At 44.4% G+C, this 24,882-nt stretch carries 35 protein-coding genes; 4 read left to right on the top strand and 31 right to left on the bottom strand.

What is annotated here, in order from left to right:
- Positions 1-145 precede the first annotated feature (145 nt).
- From V7K36_RS04755 to rplC, 20 genes are all read right to left on the bottom strand, one after another.
- Positions 146-700, bottom strand: coding sequence for an adenylate kinase (locus V7K36_RS04755; RefSeq protein ID WP_334825517.1), 555 nt, complete (start codon positions 698-700; stop codon positions 146-148).
- A complete protein-coding gene (gene secY, locus V7K36_RS04750; RefSeq protein ID WP_335113624.1) occupies positions 700-2,013 on the bottom strand; it encodes a preprotein translocase subunit SecY in 1,314 nt (437 codons plus the stop codon). Before secY ends, V7K36_RS04755 begins: the two co-directional genes overlap by 1 nt.
- Before the next feature lie 74 nt (positions 2,014-2,087).
- Positions 2,088-2,531: a 50S ribosomal protein L15 gene (rplO, locus tag V7K36_RS04745; RefSeq protein WP_334825521.1), complete on the bottom strand. Its 444-nt coding sequence runs from the start codon at positions 2,529-2,531 to the stop codon at positions 2,088-2,090.
- Positions 2,532-2,731: 200 nt separating this feature from the next.
- Complete coding sequence (gene rpsE / locus V7K36_RS04740; protein WP_069070766.1) at positions 2,732-3,259, bottom strand: 30S ribosomal protein S5; 528 nt, start codon at positions 3,257-3,259, stop codon at positions 2,732-2,734.
- Between the two features lie 106 nt (positions 3,260-3,365).
- Positions 3,366-3,728, bottom strand: coding sequence for a 50S ribosomal protein L18 (rplR, locus tag V7K36_RS04735; protein ID WP_334825525.1), 363 nt, complete (start codon positions 3,726-3,728; stop codon positions 3,366-3,368).
- 2 nt (positions 3,729-3,730) lie between these two features.
- Positions 3,731-4,279: a 50S ribosomal protein L6 gene (gene rplF, locus V7K36_RS04730; protein WP_292759691.1), complete on the bottom strand. Its 549-nt coding sequence runs from the start codon at positions 4,277-4,279 to the stop codon at positions 3,731-3,733.
- A gap of 79 nt (positions 4,280-4,358) precedes the next feature.
- Positions 4,359-4,760 carry a 30S ribosomal protein S8 gene (gene rpsH / locus V7K36_RS04725; RefSeq protein WP_012410712.1) on the bottom strand — a complete coding sequence of 134 codons (402 nt, stop codon included), beginning with the start codon at positions 4,758-4,760 and terminating at the stop codon, positions 4,359-4,361.
- Positions 4,761-4,768: 8 nt separating this feature from the next.
- Positions 4,769-5,329: a 50S ribosomal protein L5 gene (gene rplE / locus V7K36_RS04720; protein ID WP_335113622.1), complete on the bottom strand. Its 561-nt coding sequence runs from the start codon at positions 5,327-5,329 to the stop codon at positions 4,769-4,771.
- Between the two features lie 116 nt (positions 5,330-5,445).
- Positions 5,446-5,799 (bottom strand): 50S ribosomal protein L24, encoded by a 354-nt coding sequence (gene rplX / locus V7K36_RS04715; protein ID WP_196518358.1) that lies wholly within the window; start codon positions 5,797-5,799, stop codon positions 5,446-5,448.
- On the bottom strand, positions 5,799-6,167 hold the full coding sequence (rplN, locus tag V7K36_RS04710) for a 50S ribosomal protein L14 (protein ID WP_334825529.1): 369 nt from the start codon (positions 6,165-6,167) through the stop codon (positions 5,799-5,801). The genes rplX and rplN overlap by 1 nt, the downstream gene beginning before the upstream one ends.
- A gap of 46 nt (positions 6,168-6,213) precedes the next feature.
- Positions 6,214-6,462 (bottom strand): 30S ribosomal protein S17, encoded by a 249-nt coding sequence (gene rpsQ, locus V7K36_RS04705; RefSeq protein ID WP_100901244.1) that lies wholly within the window; start codon positions 6,460-6,462, stop codon positions 6,214-6,216.
- A 6-nt stretch (positions 6,463-6,468) separates the two neighbouring features.
- Complete coding sequence (gene rpmC, locus V7K36_RS04700) at positions 6,469-6,696, bottom strand: 50S ribosomal protein L29 (RefSeq protein WP_300420121.1); 228 nt, start codon at positions 6,694-6,696, stop codon at positions 6,469-6,471.
- A gap of 3 nt (positions 6,697-6,699) precedes the next feature.
- The gene (gene rplP / locus V7K36_RS04695) at positions 6,700-7,125 is read right to left on the bottom strand and encodes a 50S ribosomal protein L16 (protein ID WP_273765839.1); all 426 of its coding nucleotides are present in this window, start codon (positions 7,123-7,125) and stop codon (positions 6,700-6,702) included.
- A 73-nt stretch (positions 7,126-7,198) separates the two neighbouring features.
- Positions 7,199-7,978: a 30S ribosomal protein S3 gene (gene rpsC / locus V7K36_RS04690; RefSeq protein WP_334825531.1), complete on the bottom strand. Its 780-nt coding sequence runs from the start codon at positions 7,976-7,978 to the stop codon at positions 7,199-7,201.
- A 53-nt stretch (positions 7,979-8,031) separates the two neighbouring features.
- Complete coding sequence (gene rplV, locus V7K36_RS04685; protein WP_069070777.1) at positions 8,032-8,388, bottom strand: 50S ribosomal protein L22; 357 nt, start codon at positions 8,386-8,388, stop codon at positions 8,032-8,034.
- 80 nt (positions 8,389-8,468) lie between these two features.
- Positions 8,469-8,747: a 30S ribosomal protein S19 gene (gene rpsS / locus V7K36_RS04680; protein WP_012410721.1), complete on the bottom strand. Its 279-nt coding sequence runs from the start codon at positions 8,745-8,747 to the stop codon at positions 8,469-8,471.
- Positions 8,748-8,890: 143 nt separating this feature from the next.
- A complete protein-coding gene (rplB, locus tag V7K36_RS04675) occupies positions 8,891-9,754 on the bottom strand; it encodes a 50S ribosomal protein L2 (RefSeq protein WP_335092732.1) in 864 nt (287 codons plus the stop codon).
- A 106-nt stretch (positions 9,755-9,860) separates the two neighbouring features.
- Entirely contained in the window at positions 9,861-10,175 is a 315-nt protein-coding gene (locus tag V7K36_RS04670) for a 50S ribosomal protein L23 (RefSeq protein ID WP_179068331.1), read from the bottom strand.
- On the bottom strand, positions 10,168-10,806 hold the full coding sequence (gene rplD / locus V7K36_RS04665; protein WP_335113808.1) for a 50S ribosomal protein L4: 639 nt from the start codon (positions 10,804-10,806) through the stop codon (positions 10,168-10,170). Before rplD ends, V7K36_RS04670 begins: the two co-directional genes overlap by 8 nt.
- Positions 10,807-10,956: 150 nt before the next feature.
- A complete protein-coding gene (gene rplC / locus V7K36_RS04660; protein ID WP_334825536.1) occupies positions 10,957-11,589 on the bottom strand; it encodes a 50S ribosomal protein L3 in 633 nt (210 codons plus the stop codon).
- 915 nt (positions 11,590-12,504) lie between these two features.
- On the opposite strand from rplC, the gene V7K36_RS04655 reads away from it, so the two are divergent.
- Positions 12,505-12,981, top strand: coding sequence for an NAD(P)H-quinone oxidoreductase subunit N (locus V7K36_RS04655; protein WP_335113620.1), 477 nt, complete (start codon positions 12,505-12,507; stop codon positions 12,979-12,981).
- Positions 12,982-13,016: 35 nt separating this feature from the next.
- On the opposite strand, the gene V7K36_RS04650 is transcribed toward V7K36_RS04655, so the two are convergent.
- Both V7K36_RS04650 and V7K36_RS04645 read right to left on the bottom strand, forming a co-directional pair.
- Positions 13,017-13,277, bottom strand: a complete 261-nt coding sequence (locus V7K36_RS04650; RefSeq protein ID WP_335113618.1) for a GNAT family N-acetyltransferase — start codon at positions 13,275-13,277, stop codon at positions 13,017-13,019.
- Positions 13,278-13,312: 35 nt separating this feature from the next.
- Positions 13,313-13,513, bottom strand: coding sequence for a hypothetical protein (locus tag V7K36_RS04645; protein WP_335113617.1), 201 nt, complete (start codon positions 13,511-13,513; stop codon positions 13,313-13,315).
- A 276-nt stretch (positions 13,514-13,789) separates the two neighbouring features.
- Here V7K36_RS04645 and V7K36_RS04640 point away from each other — a divergent pair, with 276 nt between their 5' ends.
- On the top strand, positions 13,790-14,089 hold the full coding sequence (locus V7K36_RS04640; RefSeq protein ID WP_335113615.1) for a hypothetical protein: 300 nt from the start codon (positions 13,790-13,792) through the stop codon (positions 14,087-14,089).
- A 70-nt stretch (positions 14,090-14,159) separates the two neighbouring features.
- Here the strand turns inward: V7K36_RS04640 and V7K36_RS04635 are convergent, their stop codons facing one another.
- On the bottom strand, positions 14,160-14,987 hold the full coding sequence (locus V7K36_RS04635) for an ABC transporter permease (protein ID WP_335113613.1): 828 nt from the start codon (positions 14,985-14,987) through the stop codon (positions 14,160-14,162).
- Between the two features lie 593 nt (positions 14,988-15,580).
- On the opposite strand from V7K36_RS04635, the gene V7K36_RS04630 reads away from it, so the two are divergent.
- Complete coding sequence (locus V7K36_RS04630; RefSeq protein ID WP_335113611.1) at positions 15,581-16,120, top strand: DUF3172 domain-containing protein; 540 nt, start codon at positions 15,581-15,583, stop codon at positions 16,118-16,120.
- On the opposite strand, the gene V7K36_RS04625 is transcribed toward V7K36_RS04630, so the two are convergent.
- Both V7K36_RS04625 and V7K36_RS04620 read right to left on the bottom strand, forming a co-directional pair.
- The gene (locus V7K36_RS04625) at positions 16,117-16,269 is read right to left on the bottom strand and encodes a hypothetical protein (protein WP_335113609.1); all 153 of its coding nucleotides are present in this window, start codon (positions 16,267-16,269) and stop codon (positions 16,117-16,119) included. The two genes, V7K36_RS04630 and V7K36_RS04625, sit on opposite strands and share 4 nt — an antisense overlap.
- Complete coding sequence (locus V7K36_RS04620; RefSeq protein WP_334998699.1) at positions 16,256-17,020, bottom strand: DeoR/GlpR family DNA-binding transcription regulator; 765 nt, start codon at positions 17,018-17,020, stop codon at positions 16,256-16,258. Before V7K36_RS04620 ends, V7K36_RS04625 begins: the two co-directional genes overlap by 14 nt.
- Positions 17,021-17,327: 307 nt before the next feature.
- Here V7K36_RS04620 and V7K36_RS04615 point away from each other — a divergent pair, with 307 nt between their 5' ends.
- Positions 17,328-19,247 carry a transketolase C-terminal domain-containing protein gene (locus V7K36_RS04615; protein ID WP_335113607.1) on the top strand — a complete coding sequence of 640 codons (1,920 nt, stop codon included), beginning with the start codon at positions 17,328-17,330 and terminating at the stop codon, positions 19,245-19,247.
- Between the two features lie 163 nt (positions 19,248-19,410).
- Here the strand turns inward: V7K36_RS04615 and V7K36_RS04610 are convergent, their stop codons facing one another.
- The 6 genes from V7K36_RS04610 to V7K36_RS04585 form a co-directional block, all read right to left on the bottom strand.
- On the bottom strand, positions 19,411-19,590 hold the full coding sequence (locus V7K36_RS04610; RefSeq protein ID WP_335113605.1) for a hypothetical protein: 180 nt from the start codon (positions 19,588-19,590) through the stop codon (positions 19,411-19,413).
- A 202-nt stretch (positions 19,591-19,792) separates the two neighbouring features.
- Positions 19,793-20,638, bottom strand: coding sequence for an AMIN domain-containing protein (locus V7K36_RS04605; RefSeq protein ID WP_335113603.1), 846 nt, complete (start codon positions 20,636-20,638; stop codon positions 19,793-19,795).
- A gap of 85 nt (positions 20,639-20,723) precedes the next feature.
- On the bottom strand, positions 20,724-21,233 hold the full coding sequence (locus tag V7K36_RS04600; protein ID WP_335113601.1) for a hypothetical protein: 510 nt from the start codon (positions 21,231-21,233) through the stop codon (positions 20,724-20,726).
- Positions 21,234-21,237: 4 nt separating this feature from the next.
- Positions 21,238-23,448 (bottom strand): cation:proton antiporter, encoded by a 2,211-nt coding sequence (locus tag V7K36_RS04595; RefSeq protein WP_335113599.1) that lies wholly within the window; start codon positions 23,446-23,448, stop codon positions 21,238-21,240.
- Between the two features lie 181 nt (positions 23,449-23,629).
- Positions 23,630-23,875 carry a cation:proton antiporter domain-containing protein gene (locus tag V7K36_RS04590; protein ID WP_442948436.1) on the bottom strand — a complete coding sequence of 82 codons (246 nt, stop codon included), beginning with the start codon at positions 23,873-23,875 and terminating at the stop codon, positions 23,630-23,632.
- Between the two features lie 294 nt (positions 23,876-24,169).
- Complete coding sequence (locus V7K36_RS04585; protein WP_335113597.1) at positions 24,170-24,604, bottom strand: hypothetical protein; 435 nt, start codon at positions 24,602-24,604, stop codon at positions 24,170-24,172.
- Between the last annotated feature and the right edge of the window lie 278 nt (positions 24,605-24,882).

Raw genomic sequence — 24,882 nt, 5'->3', positions numbered from 1 at the left:
TCAGTTGCAGCGCTTCATCTGCAAAGAAACACATTTTAAGAAATATATCAACAGTTTATTAATATATCTTAGCTAAAATTGCTCTGCTCCTTGGTAGAGGGGAGTAGTGAGTGGGGAGTAGTGATCTCTCTACTCCCCCTACTTTTCAGGAAGCGATTACCTTTTGGAGTTCACCAGTCACATCTTCTTGGGACTGATCGCCATTTACTGTTAAAAGTTTTTGGCGATCGCCGTAATAATCAATTAAAGGTGCAGTTTCAGTGCGGTACACTTCTAACCGACGACGAATCACCTCTTCGGTATCATCTTTTCGTCCTCTAGCTAGCAAACGTGCGATCACAACTTCATCTGGTGCATCTAGATTGACTACCCTTTCGCCACTCTGATGTATTGTTTCCAGCAATTCTTCTAGAAAAGCCGCTTGCGTCACTTTGCGGGGAAAACCATCAAGAATCCAACCATTTCCTGCATCTGGTTGACTGAGGCGCTCCTGTACCAAGTCCTGCACTAGCTGATCGGGTACTAACTCACCGCTATTTACATAGTTTTGAGCCTTGATTCCCAAAAGAGTTTGCTCTTTCATGGCTTGCCTTAATATTTCACCTGTAGAAACATGGGGAATATTCAAGTGTTCAGCCAAGGTTTGAGCTTGTGTTCCTTTACCAGCTCCAGGTGGTCCCAAGAAGATTAGTCGCGTCACTATTGTTTCACCATTCCTTCATAGCGCTGAGATATCACGTAGGTTTGGATTTGTCTTGCCGTATCAATCGCCACACCAACTAGAATTAACAGAGAGGTAGCACCCAATCCTTTAAAGGTGGGTACTCCTAAAGCACTTTCCACACCGGTTGGAATAATAGCGACCAGTCCCAAAAAGATCGCACCCAAAAAAGTGAGTCGGTTTGATACGCGCTCAATATACTCACTAGTCGCCTTACCGGGACGAATGCCAGGAATGCTAGAACCCATTTTTTTCAAGTTTTGTGCAACATCTACTGGGTTGAGAATCAACGAAGAATAGAAGTAGCTGAAGAAAACGATGGAAATCATGTACACCAAGGCATAGACCCAGGAGCTAGAACCGCTCGGACTCAGATAAGTGTTAATTATATTTGCCAATTCGGCATTCTTGGCGAAATTGGCTATCAGCAGTGGCAAACTGAGGATGGCCGCGGCAAAAATAATTGGCATTACGCCGCCTTGATTTAGCCGCAAGGGTAAAAAGCTACGTTGCTCTGCCAAAACTCGACGACCTACTTGGCGACGAGCCGAAATAATCGGGATGCGGCGCATTCCTTCCTGCACAACCACAATACCAACAATGGTTGCTAGGAAAACTAAGATCAGTACTATCACACGACCCACTGTTTCCCGACCGCCGACTTGCACCAAATCGATAGTATCCCCTAAAGCTTTTGGTAATGATGCGACAATGTTGACAAAAATCAACAAGGATGCTCCATTTCCAATTCCACGTTCTGTAATTAGTTCTGATGTCCACATTACGAACATGGAACCAGCAGTCAGAGCGATCGCCGTTTCAGCTACAAAGATCGGACCTGGCTTTAAGGCGAATTGCTGGAGGAATAATGCCGAAAAAGCTGTACTTTGAAGAATCGCCCAACATACAGTGACATAGCGGGTAATTTGCGATATTTTCCGCCGCCCCGCTTCGCCTTCATTTTTCTGTAAATTTTCTAAAGATGGAATCGCAGCGGTGAGCAATTGGATGATAATAGACGCATTAATGAAGGGCAAAATCCCTAAAGCAAAGACGCCCAAAGTCGAAAGTCCGCGTCCTGAAAATATATCCAATAAACCGAATACGGAATTATTTCCCGATATGGCTTCGTGAAACCGCTCTCTATTAATCCCTGGTACGGGCAAGAAGATGCCCAGGCGAACTAAAATTAAAATACCGACAGTGACAAGCAGCCTACCTCTCAGCCCAGCTGCCTGTGCCATCTGCATAAAAGTTTCTTGAGCCGTTGGGGATTTATCTCGACTGATCATAGAGTGCTACCTTTATAGTGAACCAGGCGCTGACAGCGAGTTGGCTTGCATTTAAGTGCGCTGTTCCGGCTCACTCATAAGACTTCACAACTCCCCCCAGCTGCCTCAATTTTGCTACGAGCTGAACCTGTGAAAGCTGCCGCTTGTACTTTGAGCGGAATGCTCAATTCCCCGTTACCTAAAATTTTCAATGGTCCTTTGACAGCAGTCAGGATACCTGCGGCTTTCAAGGAAATCAAAGTTACTTCCGTATTAGCGGGAAGGGAGGCTAGCTTCTCTACATTAATCGTAGTGTAAATCTTCTGATTCACAATCGGAAAGCCCTTCAATTTAGGCAAGCGGCGGTACAATGGCTGTTGACCACCTTCAAAACCTGGTCTGGTACCACTACCAGAACGAGATTTTTGACCTCGCATACCTAGACCAGCACTGGCACCTTGACCAGCAGAAATACCTCTGGCTACACGCTTTTTGCGTTTCTTTGAGCCTTTTTGCGGCTTAACATCATGGAGTCTCATAAGTTATCAAGTTGTCATTTGTCGTTTGTCATTTATAAGCCATTGCCTTGGACGGGTTTCCCGGCTTGTAGCAAGTGGCATCATTTGTCGTTTGTGAGCCAGTGCGGTCTTGGGGGTTTTCCTCATGAGCAACTGGCGAACCCAAAGGTCGTTTGTCATAGCTAAGAGCAAAAGACTAGGGACTACAGACAAATGACCACTTAGATGTAGAGATTTTGAATAGGAATACCGCGATCTTCGGCGACCTCAGAAAGGGTACGCAGTGTTGATAAGGCGTTAACTGCGGCTCTAGCATTATTGAGCGGATTGTTAGAGCCAAGTTGCTTGGCTAGGACATTACGAACTCCTGCCAATTCCAACACAGTCCGCACAGCACCACCCGCAATTACCCCAGTACCAGGTGCGGCTGGACGCATAATCACCTTTGCACCGCCACCGACACCATCAATGGGATGGGGGATGGAATTGGATTTGGTGATTGGGATATCAATCAGGTGTTTTTTGCCGTCGGCTACGCCTTTTTTGACGGCACCAATTACATCTGAGGCTTTACCTACTCCAACACCAACTTGACCGCGTTCGTTACCGACGACAACGATCGCTCGGAAGCTGAGTTTTTTACCTCCTTTGACCACTTTGCTCACGCGTCGGATTTGGATTACCCGTTCTTGCCAAGTGGTTTCTTCTTTTTTGGCACGCTTTGTTTTACTTTTACGCTCTGTTGCCATAATCAATACTCTGTTAATGTCATTTGTCAGTTGTCATTTGTCAGTTGTCATTTGTCTTTTGTCATTTGTCCAATGACTAATGACCAATGACTAATGACCAATGACTTTAGAAATCTAAACCAGCCTCGCGTGCTGCATCAGCTAGTGCTTTCACACGACCATGATATAAGTTACCACCGCGATCAAAGACTACTTTGGTGATGCCTTTTTCTAGCGATCGCACTGCGATCAACTTACCAACTTGCACCGATGCGTCGCGGTTTGCACATGACGCTAAACTAGATTTCAACTCTGGTTCTAAAGTCGATGCTGCCACTATGGTTTGATGCTGAGTATCATCAATTAATTGGGCATAAATATGCTCATTAGAACGGAACACCGCTAAACGCGGACGTTCTGGGGAGCCAATAACTTTGCCCCGAACGCGTCGATGACGACGGTTTTTTGATTCTCTACGAGTAAGTTTCATTTCTACTTCTTACCACCCTTACCAGTCTTACCAGCTTTCCGTCTGACCACTTCACCGGCATAGCGAATGCCTTTACCTTTGTAAGGTTCTGGTGGACGAACGGCACGAATTTTTGCGGCTGTATTACCGACGATTTCTTTGTCATAGCCACTGACAATGACGTTAGTAGTACCTTCTACGGCAAACTGAATTCCATCTGGGGGAACAATTTGCACCTGATGGCTGTAACCCATATTTAAAACTAGGTTACGCCCTTGAAGTTGTGCCCTGTAACCAACACCTTGAATTTCCAGACGGCGCTGAAAACCTTGGGAAACTCCCTCAACCATGTTGGCAACTAAAGTGCGGCTTAAGCCGTGCAGTTGCTTTGAGGTACGAGTTTCATCCCGACGGGTTACGTGTAATATTTCTCCCTCTTGAGAGACTGAGACATTAGCTGTTAGAGTGCGAGAAAGTTCTCCTTTCGGACCTTTCACCACAACATTTGCACCATCGATCGCCACTTGCACTTTGGCGGGAATGGTAATTGGACGTTTACCAATACGAGACATGACTTTTTGTCCTTTGTTATTTGTCCTTTGTCCTTTGTCCTTTGTCTTTCACTAATGACAAATGACTAATGACCAATGACTACCAAACGTAACAAAGCACTTCGCCACCCAAGTTCTGACGCCGCGCTTCGCGGTCAGTCATAATGCCACTGGATGTAGAAATAATGGCAATGCCAATGCCACCTAGTACCCTTGGTAATTCTTTTCTATTAGAGTAAACACGCAAGCCAGGCTTACTCACTCGCTTTAAGGCGGTGATCAGTGGCTGACGATTTTTACCCTTGTATTTCAGGGAAATCACCAGATTGTGTTTTACCCCTTCTTCTGCTTCTTCTATTTCAGCAATAAAGCCTTCCTCCCGTAGTACTTTGGCAATACTCCGGGTCATTTTTGTAGCTGGCACTTGTGTAGTTTGATGCCGCGCCAGGTTGGCATTGCGGATGCGCGTCAGCATATCTGCAATTGTGTCGTTAGCCGCCATCGTTCCCTCTATTGATGAACTTCTTGATCGCGAAAGGGCATTCCTAATTCTTTAAGTAAGGCGCGACCCTCTTCGTCGTTTTTTGCTGTGGTGATGATGGAAATATCCATCCCACGCACTTGATCAACGCTGTCGTACTCGACTTCTGGAAAAATTAGCTGTTCTCTCACACCCAAAGTATAATTCCCGCGTCCGTCAAAGCTTTTAGGGCTAACGCCACGAAAATCTCGAATTCTGGGTAGTGACAAGCTAACTAGTCGGTCGAAAAAGGCATACATCCGTTCGGCTCTGAGAGTAACCATGATCCCCACAGGCATCCCTTGACGAATCTTAAAGCCAGCGATCGCCTTTTTCGCCCGTGTCACCACTGGTTTTTGACCTGTTACCAAGGCAATTTCGTTGATCGATGCCTCTAGTGACTTCGCATTTTGAGCTGCTTCACCCAAACCTCGGTTAATCGTAACCTTTACCAACTTCGGTACTTGATGAACGTTGGTATATTGAAACTGATTGATCAGTTTGGGGACGATTGTCTCTTGATATAAGCTTTTGAGTCTTGTTGTCGGCATAGTTTTTTGTCCTGATATCCCTGGGCTTGGTCAGGGAACAAAGTTATGAGTTATGAGTTATGAGTTATGAGTTATGAGTTAAATTTAATTCCTAACTCTCAATTCCTAACTTCTAACTATTTATCCAGAATCTCGCCAGTTTTCTTGAGTTTCCTGACTTTTTTGCCTTCTGAAGTAAAGGTATAACAAACACGACTGGCAACGTTTTGCTTGGTGGAATAAAGCATTACGTTGGAGCTATGAATCGGGAATTCTTGGGTAATAATCCTCCCTGATTCCCCTTCTTGCTGGGGTTTGACGTGCTTGGTTTTAATGTTGACACCTTTGACAATAACTTTACTCAGTTGGGGAAGTGCCTGAGTAATTTCGCCAACTTTTCCTTTGTCTTTGCCAGCAATCACTTGTACGGTGTCGCCAGTTTTGACGTGCATTTTGTGGAATACTTTGGGCGTACCCTGTTTGGTTGCCATTAAAGCACCTCCGGAGCCAGAGAAACAATTTTAGTAAAGTTTTTATCGCGCAGTTCCCGTGCAACTGGGCCAAAAACCCGTGTGCCTCTGGGATTACCGTCTTTGTTGATGATCACAGCAGCGTTATCATCAAAGCGAATACTCATGCCACTGTCACGAGATACAGCTTTCCGAGTTCGGACAATTACTGCTTCCACGACATCAGACTTTTTTACACCCATATTGGGTGTAGCATCTTTGACGACGGCGATAATTTTATCACCGATAAAACCATAACGGCGGTTGCCTCCACCTAAAATGCGGATGCACATTAGTTTACGGGCACCGCTATTATCTGCAACATTTAGGTAAGTCTGGGGTTGAATCACAATTATTCTCCCTTGTAATGTTGTTAGTTTCTAACAACGATGAGGTTTAAGTGGGTTTGACGTTCAGGACTTCTGTGATTTTCCAGCGCTTGGTTTTACTCAGGGGTCTAGTTTCCTGAATGCGAACGCGATCGCCTACTTTACACTTATTTTCTTCGTCGTGAACTTTATATCGTTGAGTGTTAACTACAATCTTGCCGTACTTGGGGTGAGGAGCGCGGTTTTCTATGGCGACTACCACAGTTTTTTGCATTTTATCGCTCACTACCAAGCCAACTCGTTCTTTGACTGCCATAATCTTCTACTTTTCTTCTTTAGCCGATTGACTTGCTGCCCGTTTGCGTTCTGTTTCTACCGTCAGCAATTGGGCTAGGCGGTGTCGGATTTGTCGGAATTGGTGGGGCTTTTCTAGTTGTCTGGTGGCTTTTTGCAAGCGCAACTGAAATAGTTGTCTTTTGATCGCGACAATTTCATCAGAGAGCTTCTCATCACTTAATTCTCTAGCTTCTGAAATCTTGGGAAGAGGCATCAGCTACTCCTGCTCCTGTGGTTGAGAGCGCACAATAAACTTAGTTTTTATGGGCAGTTTAAATGAAGCCAAGCGCATAGCTTCACGGGCGATTTCTTCAGAAACCCCACCGATTTCAAACAAAATTCGCCCTGGCTTGACTACCGCTACCCAAAACTCTGGCGAACCTTTACCTGAACCCATCCGGGTTTCAGCAGGACGCATGGTTACGGGTTTATCAGGGAAAATCCGAATCCAGATTTGTCCACCCCGACGAATATAACGGGTCATTGCGCGACGGGAAGCCTCGATTTGCCGGGAGGTAATCCAAGCAGGTTCTTGAGCTTGGAGTGCAAAATCACCGAAGTTGAGGGTGCTACCACGGGTGGCTAGTCCCTCCATCCGTCCGCGTTGTTGTTTGCGGAATTTAGTTCTTCTAGGACTTAACATGGTTTGTCACTTGTCATTTGTCATTTGTCATTTGTCATCTGCCATTTACTAACGACTAATGACTAATGAAGATTTATCCTTCATTTGAGCGGTCTTCAAATTGCTGGCGACGACGTTGTTGTTGACGGCGACGGGGTTCACGATCGCGATCGCCGCGATCGCGAGGATCGCGGGTTGCGGGTGGTAGCGGAGTTTCTTCCTGTCCAGGGATAATTTCTCCCTTAAACACCCACACTTTGATGCCCAGAATGCCGTAAACAGTTTTTGCCGTGCAATAAGAGTAGTCAATGTCAGCCCGTAAGGTATGTAAAGGCACTCTACCTTCACGAGTCCACTCTGTCCGGGCAATTTCCGCACCGTTGAGCCGACCACTGACTTGGATTTTAATACCTTGGACACCAGCGCGTTGGGCACGCTGAATCGATTGCCGCACTACCCGGCGAAAGGAAACCCGGCGTTCCAATTGTTGAGCAATGTATTCGGCAATCAGATAGGCATCAGCATCAACTCGTTGGACTTCAACTACGTTAATGCGAATTTGGCGATTACTACCCAAGAGTCCTTGGAGTCCGGTACGCAAGGATTCGATACCTTGCCCACCACGCCCCACTACTACACCTGGTCTGGCTGTGCGTACTTCTAAGTCGATTTGGTCAGCTTTGCGCTCAATCCGCACCTCAGAAATTCCGGCGTTGTTTTGAGCCAGTCTACCCAGCTTTTGTTCTATGTATTGACGGAGTTTGTAGTCTTCTTGTAAAAGTTCTGGATAGCGATGAGGAACAGCAAACCAACGGGATTGATGTTCATGTGTAATACCCAGGCGAAAACCAACTGGATGAATCTTCTGTCCCACGAATACTTCCTCTAAAATTTCTTACTTTACGCAATTTATTCGTGTAAGCGTGCTTATTTTTCTGGGGCGGCTGCAACAGCCACAGTAATATGACACGTAGGCTTGCGAATTTGGTAAGCTCGACCTTGCGCCCTTGGTTGGAACCGCTTCAACGGCGGACCTTGATCGGCATAAGCCTGAGTAATTACTAGTTGAGTCCGATCTAACCCAGCGTTGTGTTCGGCATTGGCAGCAGCGCTTCTGAGAACCTTCAATATGGGTTCAGTGGCGCGATAGGGCATGAATTCCAGGATGATTAGCGCTTCTCGGTACGATCGCCCCCGAATTTGATCGAGTACGCGACGCACTTTGTAGGCCGAGATGCGGATAAAACGAGCGATCGCTTTTACTTCAGTAGTATTAGTAGCCATAATTTTCTCCAATTTTGTCATTTGTCATCTGTCATTTGTCACTTGTCTTTAGCTAATGACTAATGACTAATAACTAATGACTACCTACCTGCTTTTTTGTCGCTTTTTCCATGACCCCTGTAGGTGCGTGTCGGGGCAAATTCCCCCAACTTGTGCCCCACCATCTGTTCATTTACAAAAACTGGAACGTGTTGGCGTCCGTTATGAACAGCTATGGTATGACCTACCATTAGGGGCAAAATCGTCGAAGCTCGTGACCAAGTTTTAATAACTTCTTTTCTGTTGTTGTCGTTGAGCTTTTCAATTTTCTTTAGGAGATGATCCGCAACGAAAGGACCTTTTTTTAGAGAACGACCCATAGTTCAATTTTGGATTTAGGATTTAGGATTTAGGATTTAGAATTTCCGATTTTGGATAATTAGGTGTCTTAATCAAGTTTCACAAATTTTCAATGTTCACAAGTAGACCCCAATTTAAAATCCAAAATCTAAAATCTAAAATTCTATGATTCACGACCACCACGACCGCGTTTGGAAGACTTACGGCGACGACGTATAATCAATTTGCTGCTGAGTTTCTTGCGATTGCGTGTCTTCGCACCCAATGTGGGTTTACCCCAAGGTGTAACAGGACCTGATCTACCGATAGGTGCCCTACCTTCACCACCACCATGTGGGTGATCCACTGGGTTCATGACGCTACCTCTCACCTTAGGACGGCGACCTTTCCAGCGATTTCGTCCAGCTTTACCTGCACTCAGGTTTCTAGCATCTGTGTTGCCTACTTGCCCAATGGTGGCGTAGCACTCGCGTCGAATCAAGCGGACTTCTCCTGAAGGCAACTTGAGAGTTACATAATTACCTTCTTTTGCCACGACTTGGGCGCTAGCACCAGCAGCACGGACAATTTGACCACCTTTACCAGGAGTGAATTCTACGTTGTGAACACTAGTACCCAAGGGAATCTTCCAGAGCGGTAAGGCATTACCATCTTCAAAGGGAGCCTCAGATCCAGAAATAACTATTGTTCCAACTTTCAACCCATTGGGATGGAGGATGTACCGTTTTTCGCCGTCTTGGTAATACAAAAGGGCAATTCGGGCATTGCGGTTAGGATCGTATTCAATCGCTGCGACTTTGGCAGGAATATTATGTTTATCCCTTTTAAAATCGATGATCCGATAAAGCTGTTTGTGTCCGCCACCCCGACGACGACTAGTAATCCGCCCGCGATTATTCCGACCTTTGGCGCGATGCTTCGAGGTTGTTAGGGATTTCTCTGGCTCGGTTTTGGTAATTTCCGCAAAGTCAGAGATTGTAACTTGGCGAGTGCTGGGGGTATAAGGGCGATAAGAACGAGTACCCATATTTTTAAGTGCTGAGTGCTGAGTGCTGAGTGCTGAGTTTGAAATTTTGAGTGCTGAGTTTTGAGCGTATTAACTCTTAACTCTTAACTCCTAACTCATAACTTTGTTAAACTTCTGGGAATAGAACTTGTCTAATCTTGTCTTCATCCCCAGGTGCGACGGTAATAATGGCTCGCTTATATTGGGGTTTATAACCAATAAATTTACCAACGCGCCGCTTTTTACGCGGTGGTAGGATGGTGTTGACTTTTACAACCTTGACCTGGAATAAGTCTTCGATCGCAGCCTTGATTTCAGGCTTAGATGCCTTTGGAATTACTTCAAAGGTGTACTTATTCTGCTCCATCAAGATAGTCGCCTTCTCGGTGACTATTGGGCGACGCACTAAGTCAGCAAGGTCGCGGGGGTCAAAGCTAGGCACTGTAGACCTCCTGAATTTTGTCTAGGGCTGATGCCGTAACTACAATTTTGTCAGCGTGCAGTAAATCAAAAACATTTAACTGGTCGGCTGCAATTAGTTTTAAATTTTCAATGTTGCGGGCTGACAAATAAACGTTATCTGTATCCGCAATTTCAGACAAAATTAACAGTGCCTTGCTTTCTGGCACTACTCCCCAACGGGCAAGTGCTGCCACTAAGTCTTTTGTCTTCGGGCGAGATAGCTCAGTGCTAAATTCTTCTACCACAATCAAATCGTCAATGCGACCGACAAATGCTGTCCGCAGTGCCAAACGTCGCTCTTTGCGGTTCAACTTCAGGTTGAAGTCTCTGGGCTTTGGCCCAAAGATCACACCACCACCACGCCATAGTGGTGAACGAATCGACCCGGCACGAGCGCGACCAGTACCTTTTTGTCGCCAAGGTTTACGGCCACCACCTCTGACTTCAGCACGAGTTTTTGTACTGGCGTTTCCTTGACGAGCATTGGTCAATTGCCGTACTAAGGCGCGGTGCACAATATGAGACGCTGTTTCTTCCTTGGCAACGCGCAACTCGAAGGTCGTCTCGCCGACCTGTTCTCCTTGCCAATTTTTAACTACGCTTTCAACCATCTTTGTTATCTGTCCTTTGTCATTTGTGAGCCACTGCGGTTTTCTCCCAAGGGGAGAGGTGAAGCAGGTGGCGTCATTTGTCATTGGTCTTTTGCCATTTGTCCTTAGCCAACGACTTTTGACTAATGACTTTTGACTAATGACTTTTGACTATCCCACTATTTTTGCAGGCACAACACTCACTAGAGCGCCCGGTTTACCAGGAATGGCTCCCTTAACTAGTAATAAGTTGCGTTCTGGGTCAACTCGCACTATGGTCAGCTTGCGAATTGTGATGCGTTTCCCACCTAAACGCCCTGCCATCCGCTTACCTGGATAGACACGACCTGGTGTTGTCCCAGCACCAATAGAACCGGGCGCTTTGTGGTTTTTGGAACCGTGTGACATGGGTCCTCGAGCAAAGTTGTTACGCTTCTGGTTTCCCGCAAAGCCACGACCGATGCTTGTGCCGACTACATCGACAATTTGACCTTCACTAAAAATATCTGCTTTAATCTGTTGACCTAAAGCATAATCACTAGAGCTATCAGTGTGATACTCATTTAGGTGACGCAATGCTGGGGCAGATGATTTAGCCAAATGACCCAATAGTGGTCTGTTCAGTGCCTTTGGTTTGACTTCGCCATAACCAAGTTGAATGGCAAAGTAACCGTCGGTTTGTTTCGTTTTAACTTGTGTAACGGTGCATGGACCTGCTTGAATGACAGTCACAGGAATGGCTACTCCTGCTTCGTCAAATATTTGGGTCATGCCCAGCTTGGTGCCGAGAATACCTACAGACACAGTAACTGGTTCTCCTTTCTACTTGCTGACCTTGGAATTGGACTCTAGAGGACACGCTTTGTACGCATCAGTTTCGGCTGGGTTAGCCTGCGAAATTTGGAATGGCTTAAATATAAACCGCTCCAAATGCTTTGGGACACAACAAACCGTGTCCGTACTGCTTGGTGAATCTGTTTAGCTTCACTTACTAGATCACCAGAACAGCCACAAGTCTCTTCCCATTGGGAAGAGTAACTTCTGGAATCAATGCAAGGCGCTACAGCTTTCGGCTGTGTGCAGCAATGCTTTCGTCCAAGCAATTGCTCTGGCACTTTCTGGAGGCAGTGCTGTCGGCGGGTTTTCCGATTTATATACGTCCATAAAACGGATTCCCGGAGGTTGGCTACTGCCGTGTTGCAGTTGGACTTAAGCGATTCTTACCGCCCAGTATCCGTTAACTGAGACTAACGTAATGCCATAAACCAACATTGCTGCTCAGTTTTTACTTCCTTAAACACCTTAAACTATTGTTTAAGATTTTGCCTACTTTTTCAGAGGCACAGGAGTAAATGTAATCTGGAGCTTAGGATTAGCTTTGGTTGTTCGTCCATAAGCTCCAATTTTGACCTGAAAGCTTTCTTAGTTTACCAGTCTATGATCAATCTGAGTTAGATTATCCTATTTGGATTAAGCGATCAGCAATTGAAGCTAACACTACCTCAGAATGACAGTAAGAAGGCTGTCTAATTTGCGTGCTTGGTCACAATCCAATAATATAAATTATTTATTTATATTTGTCCAGTAATTTATAGAGTTATTTTTGGAGAGTAGGGACTGGGGACTAAAGAAATGGCCATTCTGTCCCAAATGCTTTAACTTAATCTATCGGTTCAGGGTAAATAATAGAGATATCTAAGTGGGATAAGACGAAAATCTATGGCACTAATTACCACTGGCAACGGTTTAATCCGCGATCTGGAAAAATTTGGCGCTCTTGGGGTATATATACCTCTGGAAGGGGGTTATGAAGGTCGATATCAGCGCCGACTACGCGCAGCTGGTTATACCATCCTCCACATTACCGCTAAAGGACTAGGCGACGTAGCTGCGTATCTCACAAGAGTTCATGGAATCAGACCTCCTCATCTTGGTAAAAAAAGTACTGGTAGTGGTGCGGCAGTAGGTTATGTATACTATCTGCCACCAATTATCGGTTCTCACTTAGAACAACTACCACCAAAGTCAAAGGGGCTGGTCTTGTGGATTATTGAAGGGCATATTCTTTCCAATGAGGAACTTGAATATTTAGCGAATTTGCCTCAGCTAGAACCACGAGTCAGAGTAGTAATTGAGAGAGGTGGCGATCGCGCCTTCCGTTGGACTTCTCTAGAAAAAACTCTGTTAGCTAGTTAGTCATTAGTCATTAGTTATTAGCAAATGACTAATGACTAATGACTCAATTCAATCAGCATTTCAATAATGCTGAGTCGAAAACCACAAGATGCAAATAACCGCCGTGAAGCCTCGTTAGCAACTGCTGTATCTAGACGAATTTGCTTGATGCCCATCTGATGAAAGCGTTCAACACTTAGCATTACCATCTGCCGCCCAATTCCGTTTTGGCGATATTCCGGCTCAACCCAGATATCATGAATAAAAGCAAATTCCTGTAACCGATAAATTGGTATTTCTCGCTCAACTGTTGCCACGAGAAAAGCTACAAGTTGCCCTTCATTCTCGCATACTAGAAATACACTGCGTACGCTGGAAGCGTCGGCAAAGCCATCGCTATTTGCAAACGTATCAACCATTGTTCATAACGCTGTTCTGGATGCGCCAGAAAAGCATACTTGGCGGAATCCCAAGACTCATGGAAAGCACAAATTTTGGCAACCATTGGTAAAACTGCGGGTACGTTAGCTGTTGTAGCGGTGCGGATCAGCATAAGTTCTGGAATTTGTTGCAGAAACGGTATAAGCGGGTATCTGGAATGGTTACAAGATTTAGAGACTATGGTAAAAGGCTGGCTGATTTTGAGGAAGAAATTTTAGTTCGTTGTCCACAATGCGATGCCTAGGTTGGCCAGCGCCTACGTACTGCCAAAATATTGACTGTAAACTCTGACCAATCAAGTCTCAGTTTAATTAAAAGAATTATCTGTCAGTACTGTAGCTATACAAAGCAACAGTCAAAGGATAGGAAGCGAAAAGCCACATTATTTTTGTGGCAAAAGAATTACATAGCTAAAAGCAATTCCAGCTATGGAATATTAGACCATTTTTTTGGCTTGCCCCTGTGGTTACAAACCTCTTGTTGCGGTCAGATGCTTTGGGCGTATAATGAAGCACATTTGAACTTCTTGGAAAGCTATGTTCAATCAAGGTTGCGAGAACGTTTGCCAGATGACACATTAGGCTGGCACAATGGCAGTCTTGCCAGCCGCCTGCCCCGATGGATCAAGCTGACGCAGCATCGGGAAAAAGTTTTACAGAAAATTCAACAGTTAAAGCAGACGTTGTAATGAAAGCTTTAACGAATTACGAATTACGAATTACGAATTACGAATTACGAATTACGAATTACGAATTATTTTAATCCTGTTGGTGAGCAAATTTATAACCACCCCACAGAGAAAGAGCGATCGCAATTACCAGCAAAATCGGTATGCTATACCAAGGAAACTGGGACAAGGGTAAATGGGCAGCTGCACGCAATCCAATGCTGGCGTAGGTCAACGGTAACAGGTAAACTACGACTTTCAGGGCAACTGGTAATGTACCAGGGTCAAAGAAGGTCGCTCCTAAGAATGACATGGGGATAATTATAAAATTGTTGTAGAGTCCAACTGATTCGAGCGATCGCACACTTAACCCCACAATTACCCCTAACCCAGCAAATACTGAACAATTCAACACTACCAACAGTAGAAATAGTGGGTTGAGAAAATTCCAGTTTCCAGTCAACAGCAGCGCTACCAAAATCACGGAACCGGATGTCATCAACCCCCGCACTACTCCCGCCAGCATTTTACCGATGTGCAACGCTAAGGGGTGTATGGGAGTTAACAACAATTCCTCGAAGGTTTTGGTAAATAATCTGTCTCCACAAATCGAAAATGTCGTTCCACCAAAGCTAATCGTCATCGACGATAGCGCCACCATCCCCGGTAATATGAATTCTAAATAGTTGTTATAGTTACCACTAATTCCTGAGCCAGGTTTGATGGAACTACCCAAACCCAAGCCAAAAGCTAAAATATATATCAGTGGAGATATTAAGCCTGATGCAGCAACTTGTACAAGTCTCACACGTAAATCTAACCAATCTCCCCAAAAAATAGTTAGGCTATCAGCTAGGAGGATTTGAAGTTGCGAAGTTTTGAACCTCTTGCCCGAAAGTAGCGCTCTTTGAGATGTCACGTGCTTTCAATTACTTATCAGAATTTCATTAATTTTTAATTTACATTGTTTGACACATGAATTACTAGGGGTAACAAAAATCTCTGAACCTAAAAGTTGAAAATTAACAACAAAAGGTAGATAATCTAAGCATTCTGACTGGATTAATTGTGAAAATTCAATTAAGAATGTCTGATAACAATCAAAAATATGGTATAATCCATAAATAGAATCCCTAAGTAATTAACAAGTCAAGTAGCAGAAAGGTCATAACTAATAGCAATTGGTTAATGACCAAATAAATAAAAAATACTCACCAATATATTCCAGATAGAAACAATAAGCGACTAGTAGGGCTTGGCATAAATTCAGCTATCATTTCAATTAGCCAGACAAGTTGCTCAGAGCAACTGATTAAATGTAGGCAAATTTTCTCCACAGTGTACTATGTTGAAATTCTGTCCAGATATCTAGATAAGTTCCTATTTTTCTTATTTAACAAGAATATCGTCCAGAAAGTCACAGGCAATTACAGTCAAGAATAGGCATACTGAAAAAGGGAGACAACTTTAGACTACTCCCTCCCAAATCGGCGTGAAGGTGATTAAGCAACAATGAGACGTAAACCCACTGGTAAATCGACAACTACTTCTAAACCCTCTATTTTCCAATCCCCGATGTTTAACCTCTTCACCATCGCAATTATGGGAGGGGTGTTGATTTTGGGAATTGGGATTGGCATTGCTTTTAGTTCTACAACGACGTTGGCTCCATCAAATGTGGCTTCCCGTGAATTTATTGATCTCAAAGCACCAAACCCTGAAATTTGTGTGCAGTATGGAGCTAGCGCTATGGTGATGGACGCTAGATTATTCGTTACTCTCAACCCTTTTAATGTTTATGTTGCCCAGCCGAGTATGCGTCCTGGATGTGTAATTCGACAAAATGACTGGGCAATTTTAGAGCAACGTAAGCTGGTGACATCCGAGCAGGTAAATGAGTGCAAAAATCGCCTGAACACTTTTGGCTTTACAGGTAACTTAGACAGTGAGAAACCTGATATTAGATGCATATATCAGAACGAAGCTGCTCAAAACTTCTTCACCGCTCAACCCGGAGCAGTTGGAACACCTCAGCAAACGGACAGATTTTAGATTTGGGCAATGGGGAGTGAGGAGTTGGGAGTTAGGAGTTGGGAGTTAGAGACGCGATTAATCGCGTCTGTACAGGAGTTAGGAGTTATTCTCCTTTTCTCCCCAGTCCCCAGCGATCGCATTTGCCAAATCAGATCATGCGTACTCATCACGTATAATGGTCAAACCTAAAGCTTTGTAAGCACTCAGCATATTATTAGATACTGTAGGTGCTGTTACTAGGTAAGTCAGGGCACGAATGGACTCCACTAGATAAGGAGCAGCCGTGTCCAATTTTTCTGCTGTCACTAATCCTACTACCTCAGCCGATCCAGCAATCATGGCTCGTTTGACGTGCGCTTCATCTAGGTTAGGTACACTAATCCCAATCTCTGGATGCAAACTGCAAACTCCCAACATACACAAATCTGCACGAATCATCCGTAATGTCTCAATCGTGACAGTACCTACGTTCACCAAGGCTTTTTTGTAGAGTTGTCCACCTAACATCACAACCTCTATATGGGGATGTTCTGCTAAAGCAAGGGCGATTGGCGGACTATTTGTGATGACTGTTGCTTGCAAATCTAGGGGCAAATGACGTGTTACCTGGAGAGTTGTCGTACCTCCATCTAAAATTACCACTTGTCCTGTACATACTAATTTTGCTGCTGTCCGAGCGATCGCTTCCTTTTCTTTTGGCGCTTGCTTTTGGCGATCGGCATAACTAGCGGTGGCTGGAGATTTGAGGAGCGCTCCCCCATGAACGCGTTGCAATAGTCCAGTTTCTGCCAGTTCTCGCAAGTCCCGCCGAATCGTATCCTCAGAAACCTTCAGAACAGCACTAAGTTCTGTCGAAAGTACCTTTTTATCACGACGCAGAATTTCTAAGATGAATTGTCGTCGTTCAGCAGTTAGCATAGTTAATTTTCCTGAAAATGCGTTTTTGAGCTTGAAATTGCACGTTTGTGAGTTTATACTTATTAATATGCAAGTCTTTGTACGGTAATGCGTAACTTCAATTGAATTCAAGCATATTCATGCAAAATTGAATGTATTAATTTTGGCACTTGATGAAACCATACGGTTCCATAATGGTTCCGAGTGGTTGGCTTGAGGTTGAGAAATGCTTGGATAATTGTTGCCCAATTAGGGTTTTAACAATTTTTTTTGTAGTGCGCTGATGTGTCCCGTCTGTTCAAATTGTTTTTTATTCAATCAATAAACCATGACTATTATGAATACCGAATTTCCAATTGATCTCGGTGCTTACCAATTTTTAGCGCTTAATCCAGCAAATTCGAGCCTCACCGCTGAACAGCGAGAGACTCTAAAAGCGAATATTCAACTCTGTCGAGATGCGATCGTCTTTTTTACAGCGACTGGCGCTGCTAGCGGAGTGGGTGGTCATACTGGTGGGCCATACGATACAGTACCAGAGGTGATGATCCTCGATGCCTTCTTTCGGGGGGCATCGGAGCAATTTGTGCCGATTTTCTTTGATGAGGCAGGACATCGAGTCGCCACCCAATACCTGATGTCAACGTTGCATGGTGAGTTACCTGCCGAGCAACTTTTACGTTATCGCCAAGCACATTCCCATTTGCCAGGACACCCCGAACTAGGGCTAACTCCTGGTGTGAAATTTAGTTCTGGACGGCTGGGGCATGTTTGGCCTTACATCAATGGTGTGGCGATCGCAAATCCAGGCAAGGTTGTTTTCTGTCTCGGTTCTGATGGCTCACAGCAGGAAGGTAACGACGCTGAAGCTGCTCGTTTGGCTGTTGCTCAACATCTCAACGTCAAGTTGATCATTGATGACAATGATGTAACGATCGCCGGACATCCTTCTAAATATTTACCTGGTTTCAGTGTCGCTAAAACCTTAGAAGGCCACGGGTTGAAGGTGCTTCAGGGAGACGGGGAAGACTTAGACGATTTATACCGTCGCATGAGCGAAGCTGTGAATACTCCTGGAGCGATCGCTCTCATCAATAAACGCCCGATGTGTCCTGGTATTGAAGGTTTAGAAGGTTCCATTCATGGTCATGATGTAATTCCTCTAGATTTAGCAATTAAATATCTAGAATCTCGTGGACAAACTGCGGCGATCGAATACCTGAAGAGTATTCAGAAACCCAAGCAAACATATACATTTCTGGGTAGCAGTGACAAATGGGGCGCTAACCGTAGTGTGTTTGGTGAAGCCGTGGTGGCTGTCCTCAGTCGCATGACTGAGGCGGAGCGTAAAGAAAAAGTCAAGGTCATTGATAGTGATTTAGAAGGCTCCTGCGGTTTGAAGAAAATTCACGATACATACCCAGAGATATTTATTTCCTCGGGCATCATGGAACGGAGCAACTTTTCTGCTGCTGCTGGATTTGGGATGGAGAAGGGTAAACAAGGTATTTTTGCGACCTTCAGCGCCTTCTTAGAAATGTGTATTTCAGAAATCACAATGGCACGGCTGAACTATTCCAATGTCCTCTGCCACTTTTCTCACGCGGGTATAGATGACATGGCAGATAACACCTGCCACTTCGGTTTAAACAATATGTTTGCCGACAATGGCTTGGATGATGGCTACGAAACACAATTGTACTTCCCGGCAGATGTTAATCAAATGACAGCTTGTGTAGAAGCTGTGTTCTTTGAGCCTGGATTGCGGTTTATTTTCTCCACCCGTTCCAAGGTTCCCAATATTCAGGACAGCAACGGCAATGATTTATTTGGAAGTGGCTACAAGTTTGTTCCTGGTAAAGATGAGGTTGTAAGAGAGGGAACGCAAGGCTATATCATCAGTTTTGGTGATGCTCTCTACCGTGCCGTTGACGCTGTAGAGCGTCTTAAGCAAGAAGGGCTAGACGTTGGTTTAATTAACAAACCAACTTTAAATATCATTGATGAAGAAATGATTACCAAAATTGGTAACGCTCCTTTTGTCCTTGTAGTAGAAGCCTTCAATCGTCGGACAGGCTTAGGCAGCCGTTTCGGTTCTTGGCTGCTAGAGCGCGGGTTGACTCCCAAATATGCCCATCTTGGAACTCATAAAGAAGGTTGCGGTGGTTTGTGGGAACAGTACCCATATCAAGGTATCGATCCAGTCAGCATTATTAACAAGGTGAAGGCGTTAGTTGGAGGAAGGTAATATCATTTTGCTTTCATCAAGCTACATATAGCGGTTCTCAGTTGAGTGAAGTACAAGAACCCCACCCCCAACCCCCTCCCCGCTCTTCGAGAGGGGGCTATGATGTACTTCATGTCATTAGGAAACGCTATATATATCGGTTCTCAGTTAAGTCCAATACAGTTCAGTTAAGCATTTCTTCCTTCTCTTCCTTTAGTCTGTTGACCTGCAATGCCAATGCATCGACTGACAATGCCAATGCATCGACTCGCAATGCCAATGCATCAACTGGCAATGCCAATGCATCGATTGACAATGCTATTGCATCGACTGACAATGCTATTGCATCGACCGACAATGCCATTGCATGAGAATGAGGAAGGCCTAATCAAGCTAAGTTTTTAGGACTTGTGTGTACACCGCAGCCTTTTAGGAGAGAGGTCAGAGTGTATTGCATCCAAACGATAACCGCTATATAGCTAGAGGCACAACATTATTAGGGTATGGCGCATAGCGGATGGGGCATTGATTCAATTTTCCATGCCCAATCCCCAATGCCCCATGCCCTATTTGAATTTGGTTTTGGGTAAAGGTTGACCAAACTCGATCACCTGGGGATCGGGAACATTAGGGACTGTTGGAACTGGAAAGTCAGACCTAACCAAAGGAGGAACACTATTCAAATTGCCTGATTGATTTGGAAAAGTAGCAGGGGGAAGAGTTGAATCAATTTGTTGAGAGGGTGTATTCGGAGTTAGGGGAGGTACAGTGACAAAAGGCTGCCCTGAGTTATTAGTAATTGTTGAAGGCAGTTCATTGGATGGAGGCGGAACTGTGAGTAAGGGCGGTTGTAGATTAGTAGTGGTTACAGGTAGGTTACTAGGCAGCTGTGATTTATAAGGTGTTTGAGGCTGTTTTTTGGGTGAAGGTGGGGAATTTTCTGGTTTCACGGCAGTAATTTTACCAGAAATAACCGGACGTAATACCCAGCGAGTGGGATTTTTTCGGGAAACAGGTTGCAGTTGTACCTGTTTGGGATTTAAAACAGTCCCTGGTGCTAAATCTAGGACAATGCGTGTGGCGTTTGCGTTCAGTTGAGAAACGCGAATACTTTTGATTGCTCCAGAATAATTTTGTTGCGTGGTAACTTTGCCCAACTTAGTATTCGGTATATCTACCACCAGACGAGGGGGTTGGGCTAAGTAGAAATAACGGGGGGTTGTGCCTGCTGAGAGGGTGATTTCGAGTTGGTGTGTTTTGGGGGAAAAACGCCAATTATCTAGCTTTGCCACTGGTGTAGCAGCAGTTGTGCAAGTTTCGAGGGCGATCGCTGCATAAAAGCCTAATACACTGATGCTAAATACCTGCTTGCGCCTTTGGCAAAATTGCCTAGTCTTTAGTCTCTGATTCATTCTTTTTATCTGCTCCATAAAACCCATACAATGGTGAACATTGCTGTTTAGTTGGCGCTTTCAATTGCTATCCTCACTCCCCAAATCAATGATTGTTGGACTTCTGAGATTTTTCGGGAACTTTTTCTGGCACAGCCGTAAATTTTAGAGTTTGGGGTATGCCAATAACGGTTAATTGCCCTGTCATACTACCTTTGTCCACAAGTTGCATTTGAATTGTGACTGAGTTTAGAGGATCATTTTGGGGGCGAGGAATATTACAAAGGATTGATCTGCCAACTTTTCCAGATAAATTTAATTGTTGATTTCTCAAGATGCCTGTGAGCGAGTGCTTTTCGTCAATATCGGCGTTGGCCATCGCTGGTAATACAGAGGCATTTAAGTAAATACCCGATTGCTCAATGTTTAAAGTCAGGGTATCTGATTTTTCACAGTTCGGCAAATTCTCCGCTAGGGTTAGACGATACCGCCCGTTAAGTGGAGGAGGAGCCTTGAGATTGTTTTCCCCATAAACGCTGACAGTTTTAAACAAAAGTAGCACTGAAATTATTGCTACTCCGTAAAAAGCCAAAGATTTGAACTTGAAATGATTCATAATTTCAATTCCTCAATGTTGGCTCTTGACTACTAACCTCAGGAAGCATAGAGGCAAGGTGAGCGGTGACTTGACTGTAGCGGCGGGTAATCAGCAGGGAGGAACGACATTGGATGGCCAGTTGATCTGTATATCTTCCCAGGGTTTGGCGCTCGATACCCCAAGCGCGGCTGGTGCCAGCAATAGTTAAGTCAACACCTTCTGAGGCTTTAATTACGGCTTGGATTGGTTCTGGGGCTTCGATAATTTTGATTTCAATGCGATCGCGTACACTCCTGGGTAATTGCTCCATCATCGTGTGTAGTTCGTAATTCAATTCTTCTTTGGTATGATTTGCTACTATCTGCAATAGCCGCAACATACAAGTCTCACGATTGATTAACAGTCTCAAAGCTAGTATTAGTGCTAAATCATCATGGATATTTGCAGAATAAGGTACTAATAAACTCTCTAATCGCTCTTGGCCTTTATCTACAAACACTGCTACATCCACTGGTGCAGTGGTAAGCATTTGTCCGACTCGTCCACCCAAACGATTACTACTAAAAGCTGGCCGATGCCAGCCCACGAGAATTAAATCAGCTTGTTCTGATGTGGCAATCTGTGCTGTTTCGCGGGCAACATTACTGGATATGCGAACGATAGGATGCACACAAGAACGAGTTTCTGGCGGTTCGAGAGTATTAATCAATTCTTGTAGCTGGTGACGGCGCTGGGCGATTAATCTGTCTGCTTCAACTGGCGTACTTTCAAAGGCATAATCTTCTTCAAATTCAATCAGGCTGAGGGGGTTGACAACGGCAGGATGTCGGTAATTGAGAGCTATACCTACGGCGGGCTGCGCCAACGCTACTGCCAACTGTACTAAACCTTTTTGCGTACTTGGATTAGCCACTGGCACCAAAATTCGGAAAGGATGAGGGGAAGCTTCACTTCCAGCAGAGATGCCTATACCTGTTTCTGCTTCCGATTCCGGTTCTACCATATCTAACCTGATCAGCTTCTTCGGATATGTCCATTCCAGCAGTGGCGAGGTCATGAATGTAGTTACCAATGCCATAATTACCAGCATGGTAAATATTAAGGGAGAAATTACCCCTAACTCTAGACCAATGTTTAGCACTATCAGTTCGGTTAAGCCGCGAGTATTCATTAACCAACCGAGTGCCGAGGCTTCCCGTTTATTAATGCCACTAACACGGGCTGCGACATAGGTGCCAACATATTTACCTGCGATCGCCACTCCTAAAACCAAGGCACACAAAAGCCACAATTCTGGACGGTTGAGTAAGCCAATCTGCGTCTTTAAACCACTGTAGGCAAAAAATATTGGCAGCAAGAATATCAGGACAAAATCTTCGGTTTTTACTGCCAATTCCCGCACTAAATCTTCATTTTTGGGCATGGCTGCTCCCAGTAAAAATGCCCCAAAAATTAAGTGAATACCAATTAGTTCGGTGATTAGTGCTGATGCAACTACTGCCATATAAATCCCAGCTAGCAGCAATTGGCTGAGGCGTCCCGCACGGAGGTAGTGTTTGGCAAGGCGTTGGAGGAACCAACGTCCTGCCGTCAACATCAAGCCGATGTAGACTATGCTGGCAATAACTGTGGGTATTGCACTAGCAAAATCACCAGTTCGAGCTACAGCGATCGCTACTGCCAAGAGACACCAAGCTGTCACATCATCCACTGCTGCACAAGTTAACGCCAACGTTCCTAAACGCGTTCCTTGTAAATTGTTTTCAGTAATGATTCGCGCCAACACTGGAAAGGCAGTAATTGACATCGCCGCCCCCAAAAACAAGGCGAAGGCGGTAAAGGATACACTTGCATTAGAAACTAGGGGATAAAGTAGCACCGCTAGCAATGTTCCTAAGGAAAACGGCACCAAAATGCTGACATGAGAAGTTAAAACTGCTACTTCTAATTGTCCGCTCAGGTATTTTGGATTTAGTTCTAGCCCAATCAGGAACATGAAAAATATTAGTCCCACCTGAGACAAAACATTTAGAAAAGGAAAAGTTTCTGGTGGAAACAAGGTAACTGCTAAATGGGGAGCAACTAAACCAAATAAAGATGGACCGAGCATAATCCCGGCGACAATCTCACCAATTACCAGAGGTTGCTTAATGGAACGGAATGCTAGCCCTACTAACCGTGAAAGTCCAATAACAATCAGTACCTCAACCAGAACGAGAATAACTATGTGCATGGTTTCCTCACAATTAACTATCTGGTTTCTCTAAATGATTCTTTAAAAGACTGGAAAATGTCAAGCTTGTTAAATATACCCCAATACCTTTCGGTTAAGGGGGAAAATGAAAGGGGAAAAAAAAACCTTTAACCCAAACCCAGTAACCTTTTCCCAAAACCCAATTCCAAGTTAAAAATGCTTAACTGAATAGTATTGGAGGTTGCCCGAGAAAAATCGTAAATAGCACGTAGCAAATGCCACCACCAATTGCTAATATGGCGATGCTCAGAGAATTTTTCACGCTAGCAAGCACGATCGCCAGCAAACACCAAGCAACTGCATCATCTACCGATGCACCACCTAAAGCCAAAGTACCGAAGCGGGTTTGTGCAAGACCGCGTTCGTAAAGAATACGAGCTAATATCGGAAAAGCCGTAATTGTCATCGACGCACCTAGATACAAAGCGGCTGACCAAGGTGTTACCTTTGGTTGAAAGAAATCGGCATTGTGATAAAAGCAAAAAGATTAATTATAGCGTTTCCTAATCACATGAGGTACATCATAGTCCCCTCATCGCTTGCGGGGAGGGGGTTGGGGGTGGGGTTCTTGTACCTCACAAGGGCCGATAACCGCTATATTGATTATTGGCGCTCCTACAGAAAATTGTGGCTCAAATAGATGAAAAAGGCTGTAATTAACTAGGTGAAAACAAATTGAATATTTCGATAATTTGAGGTTTTACAACCACTCGCCACCCTGGAAACGCCAACGGGGAAAGATAATTCGCATCAGGCTTTGTGAACTAATAAAAACTGATAGCCACACGACGCTATAGTGCAATAAAAAAGCTGCTGGCGAAAGTTCTTCTTTCGGTAAAGGTATTGGTAAGAAGCCAAACAACTTAACTCCACAAAACACAAACACCAATTCCCATATACCAGCTAAGAGTTGATAAACTGCAGGCCAATCTCTATCCCATCGGGATTTTTGCAGATAGTCATAAAGCACATCCCAGCCGAGGCCAAAGATGGCAACATAACCAAGTAGCCAAAAATAAACTGAGTTAGCACTAAAACCAATCCAACCAATTGCAAATGGCAAAGATACGAGTACGCCGATAGTTGCAAGTAATAATAATCGAGTTTGCCAACGACCAAATAAAGTTGGTGTCATAGGAGTTTGGAGTTAGAGACACGATTAATCGCGTCTGTACAGGAGTTTGGAGTAGAGACGCGATTAATCGCGTCTGTATAGGAGTTTGGAGTGCTGAGTAATGAAGAAGAGAGAAATTAGAGTTTTTATAAATGGATTTTGAAATGGATGTTACACCTAACCTTAATTGATAATTCAGCAAGATTGTGGTGCTTTTGCGAGGATAGTAAATACGAGAATATCGACTAACCCCAAAGCACCAACACATCTATAGGATTACTATTTGATTTTTGAACAAA

The sequence above is a fragment of the Nostoc sp. genome (assembly GCF_036919555.1).
Classification (GTDB): Bacteria; Cyanobacteriota; Cyanobacteriia; order Cyanobacteriales; family Nostocaceae; genus Nostoc.
This window is presented reverse-complemented; position numbering and strand designations above follow the sequence as displayed.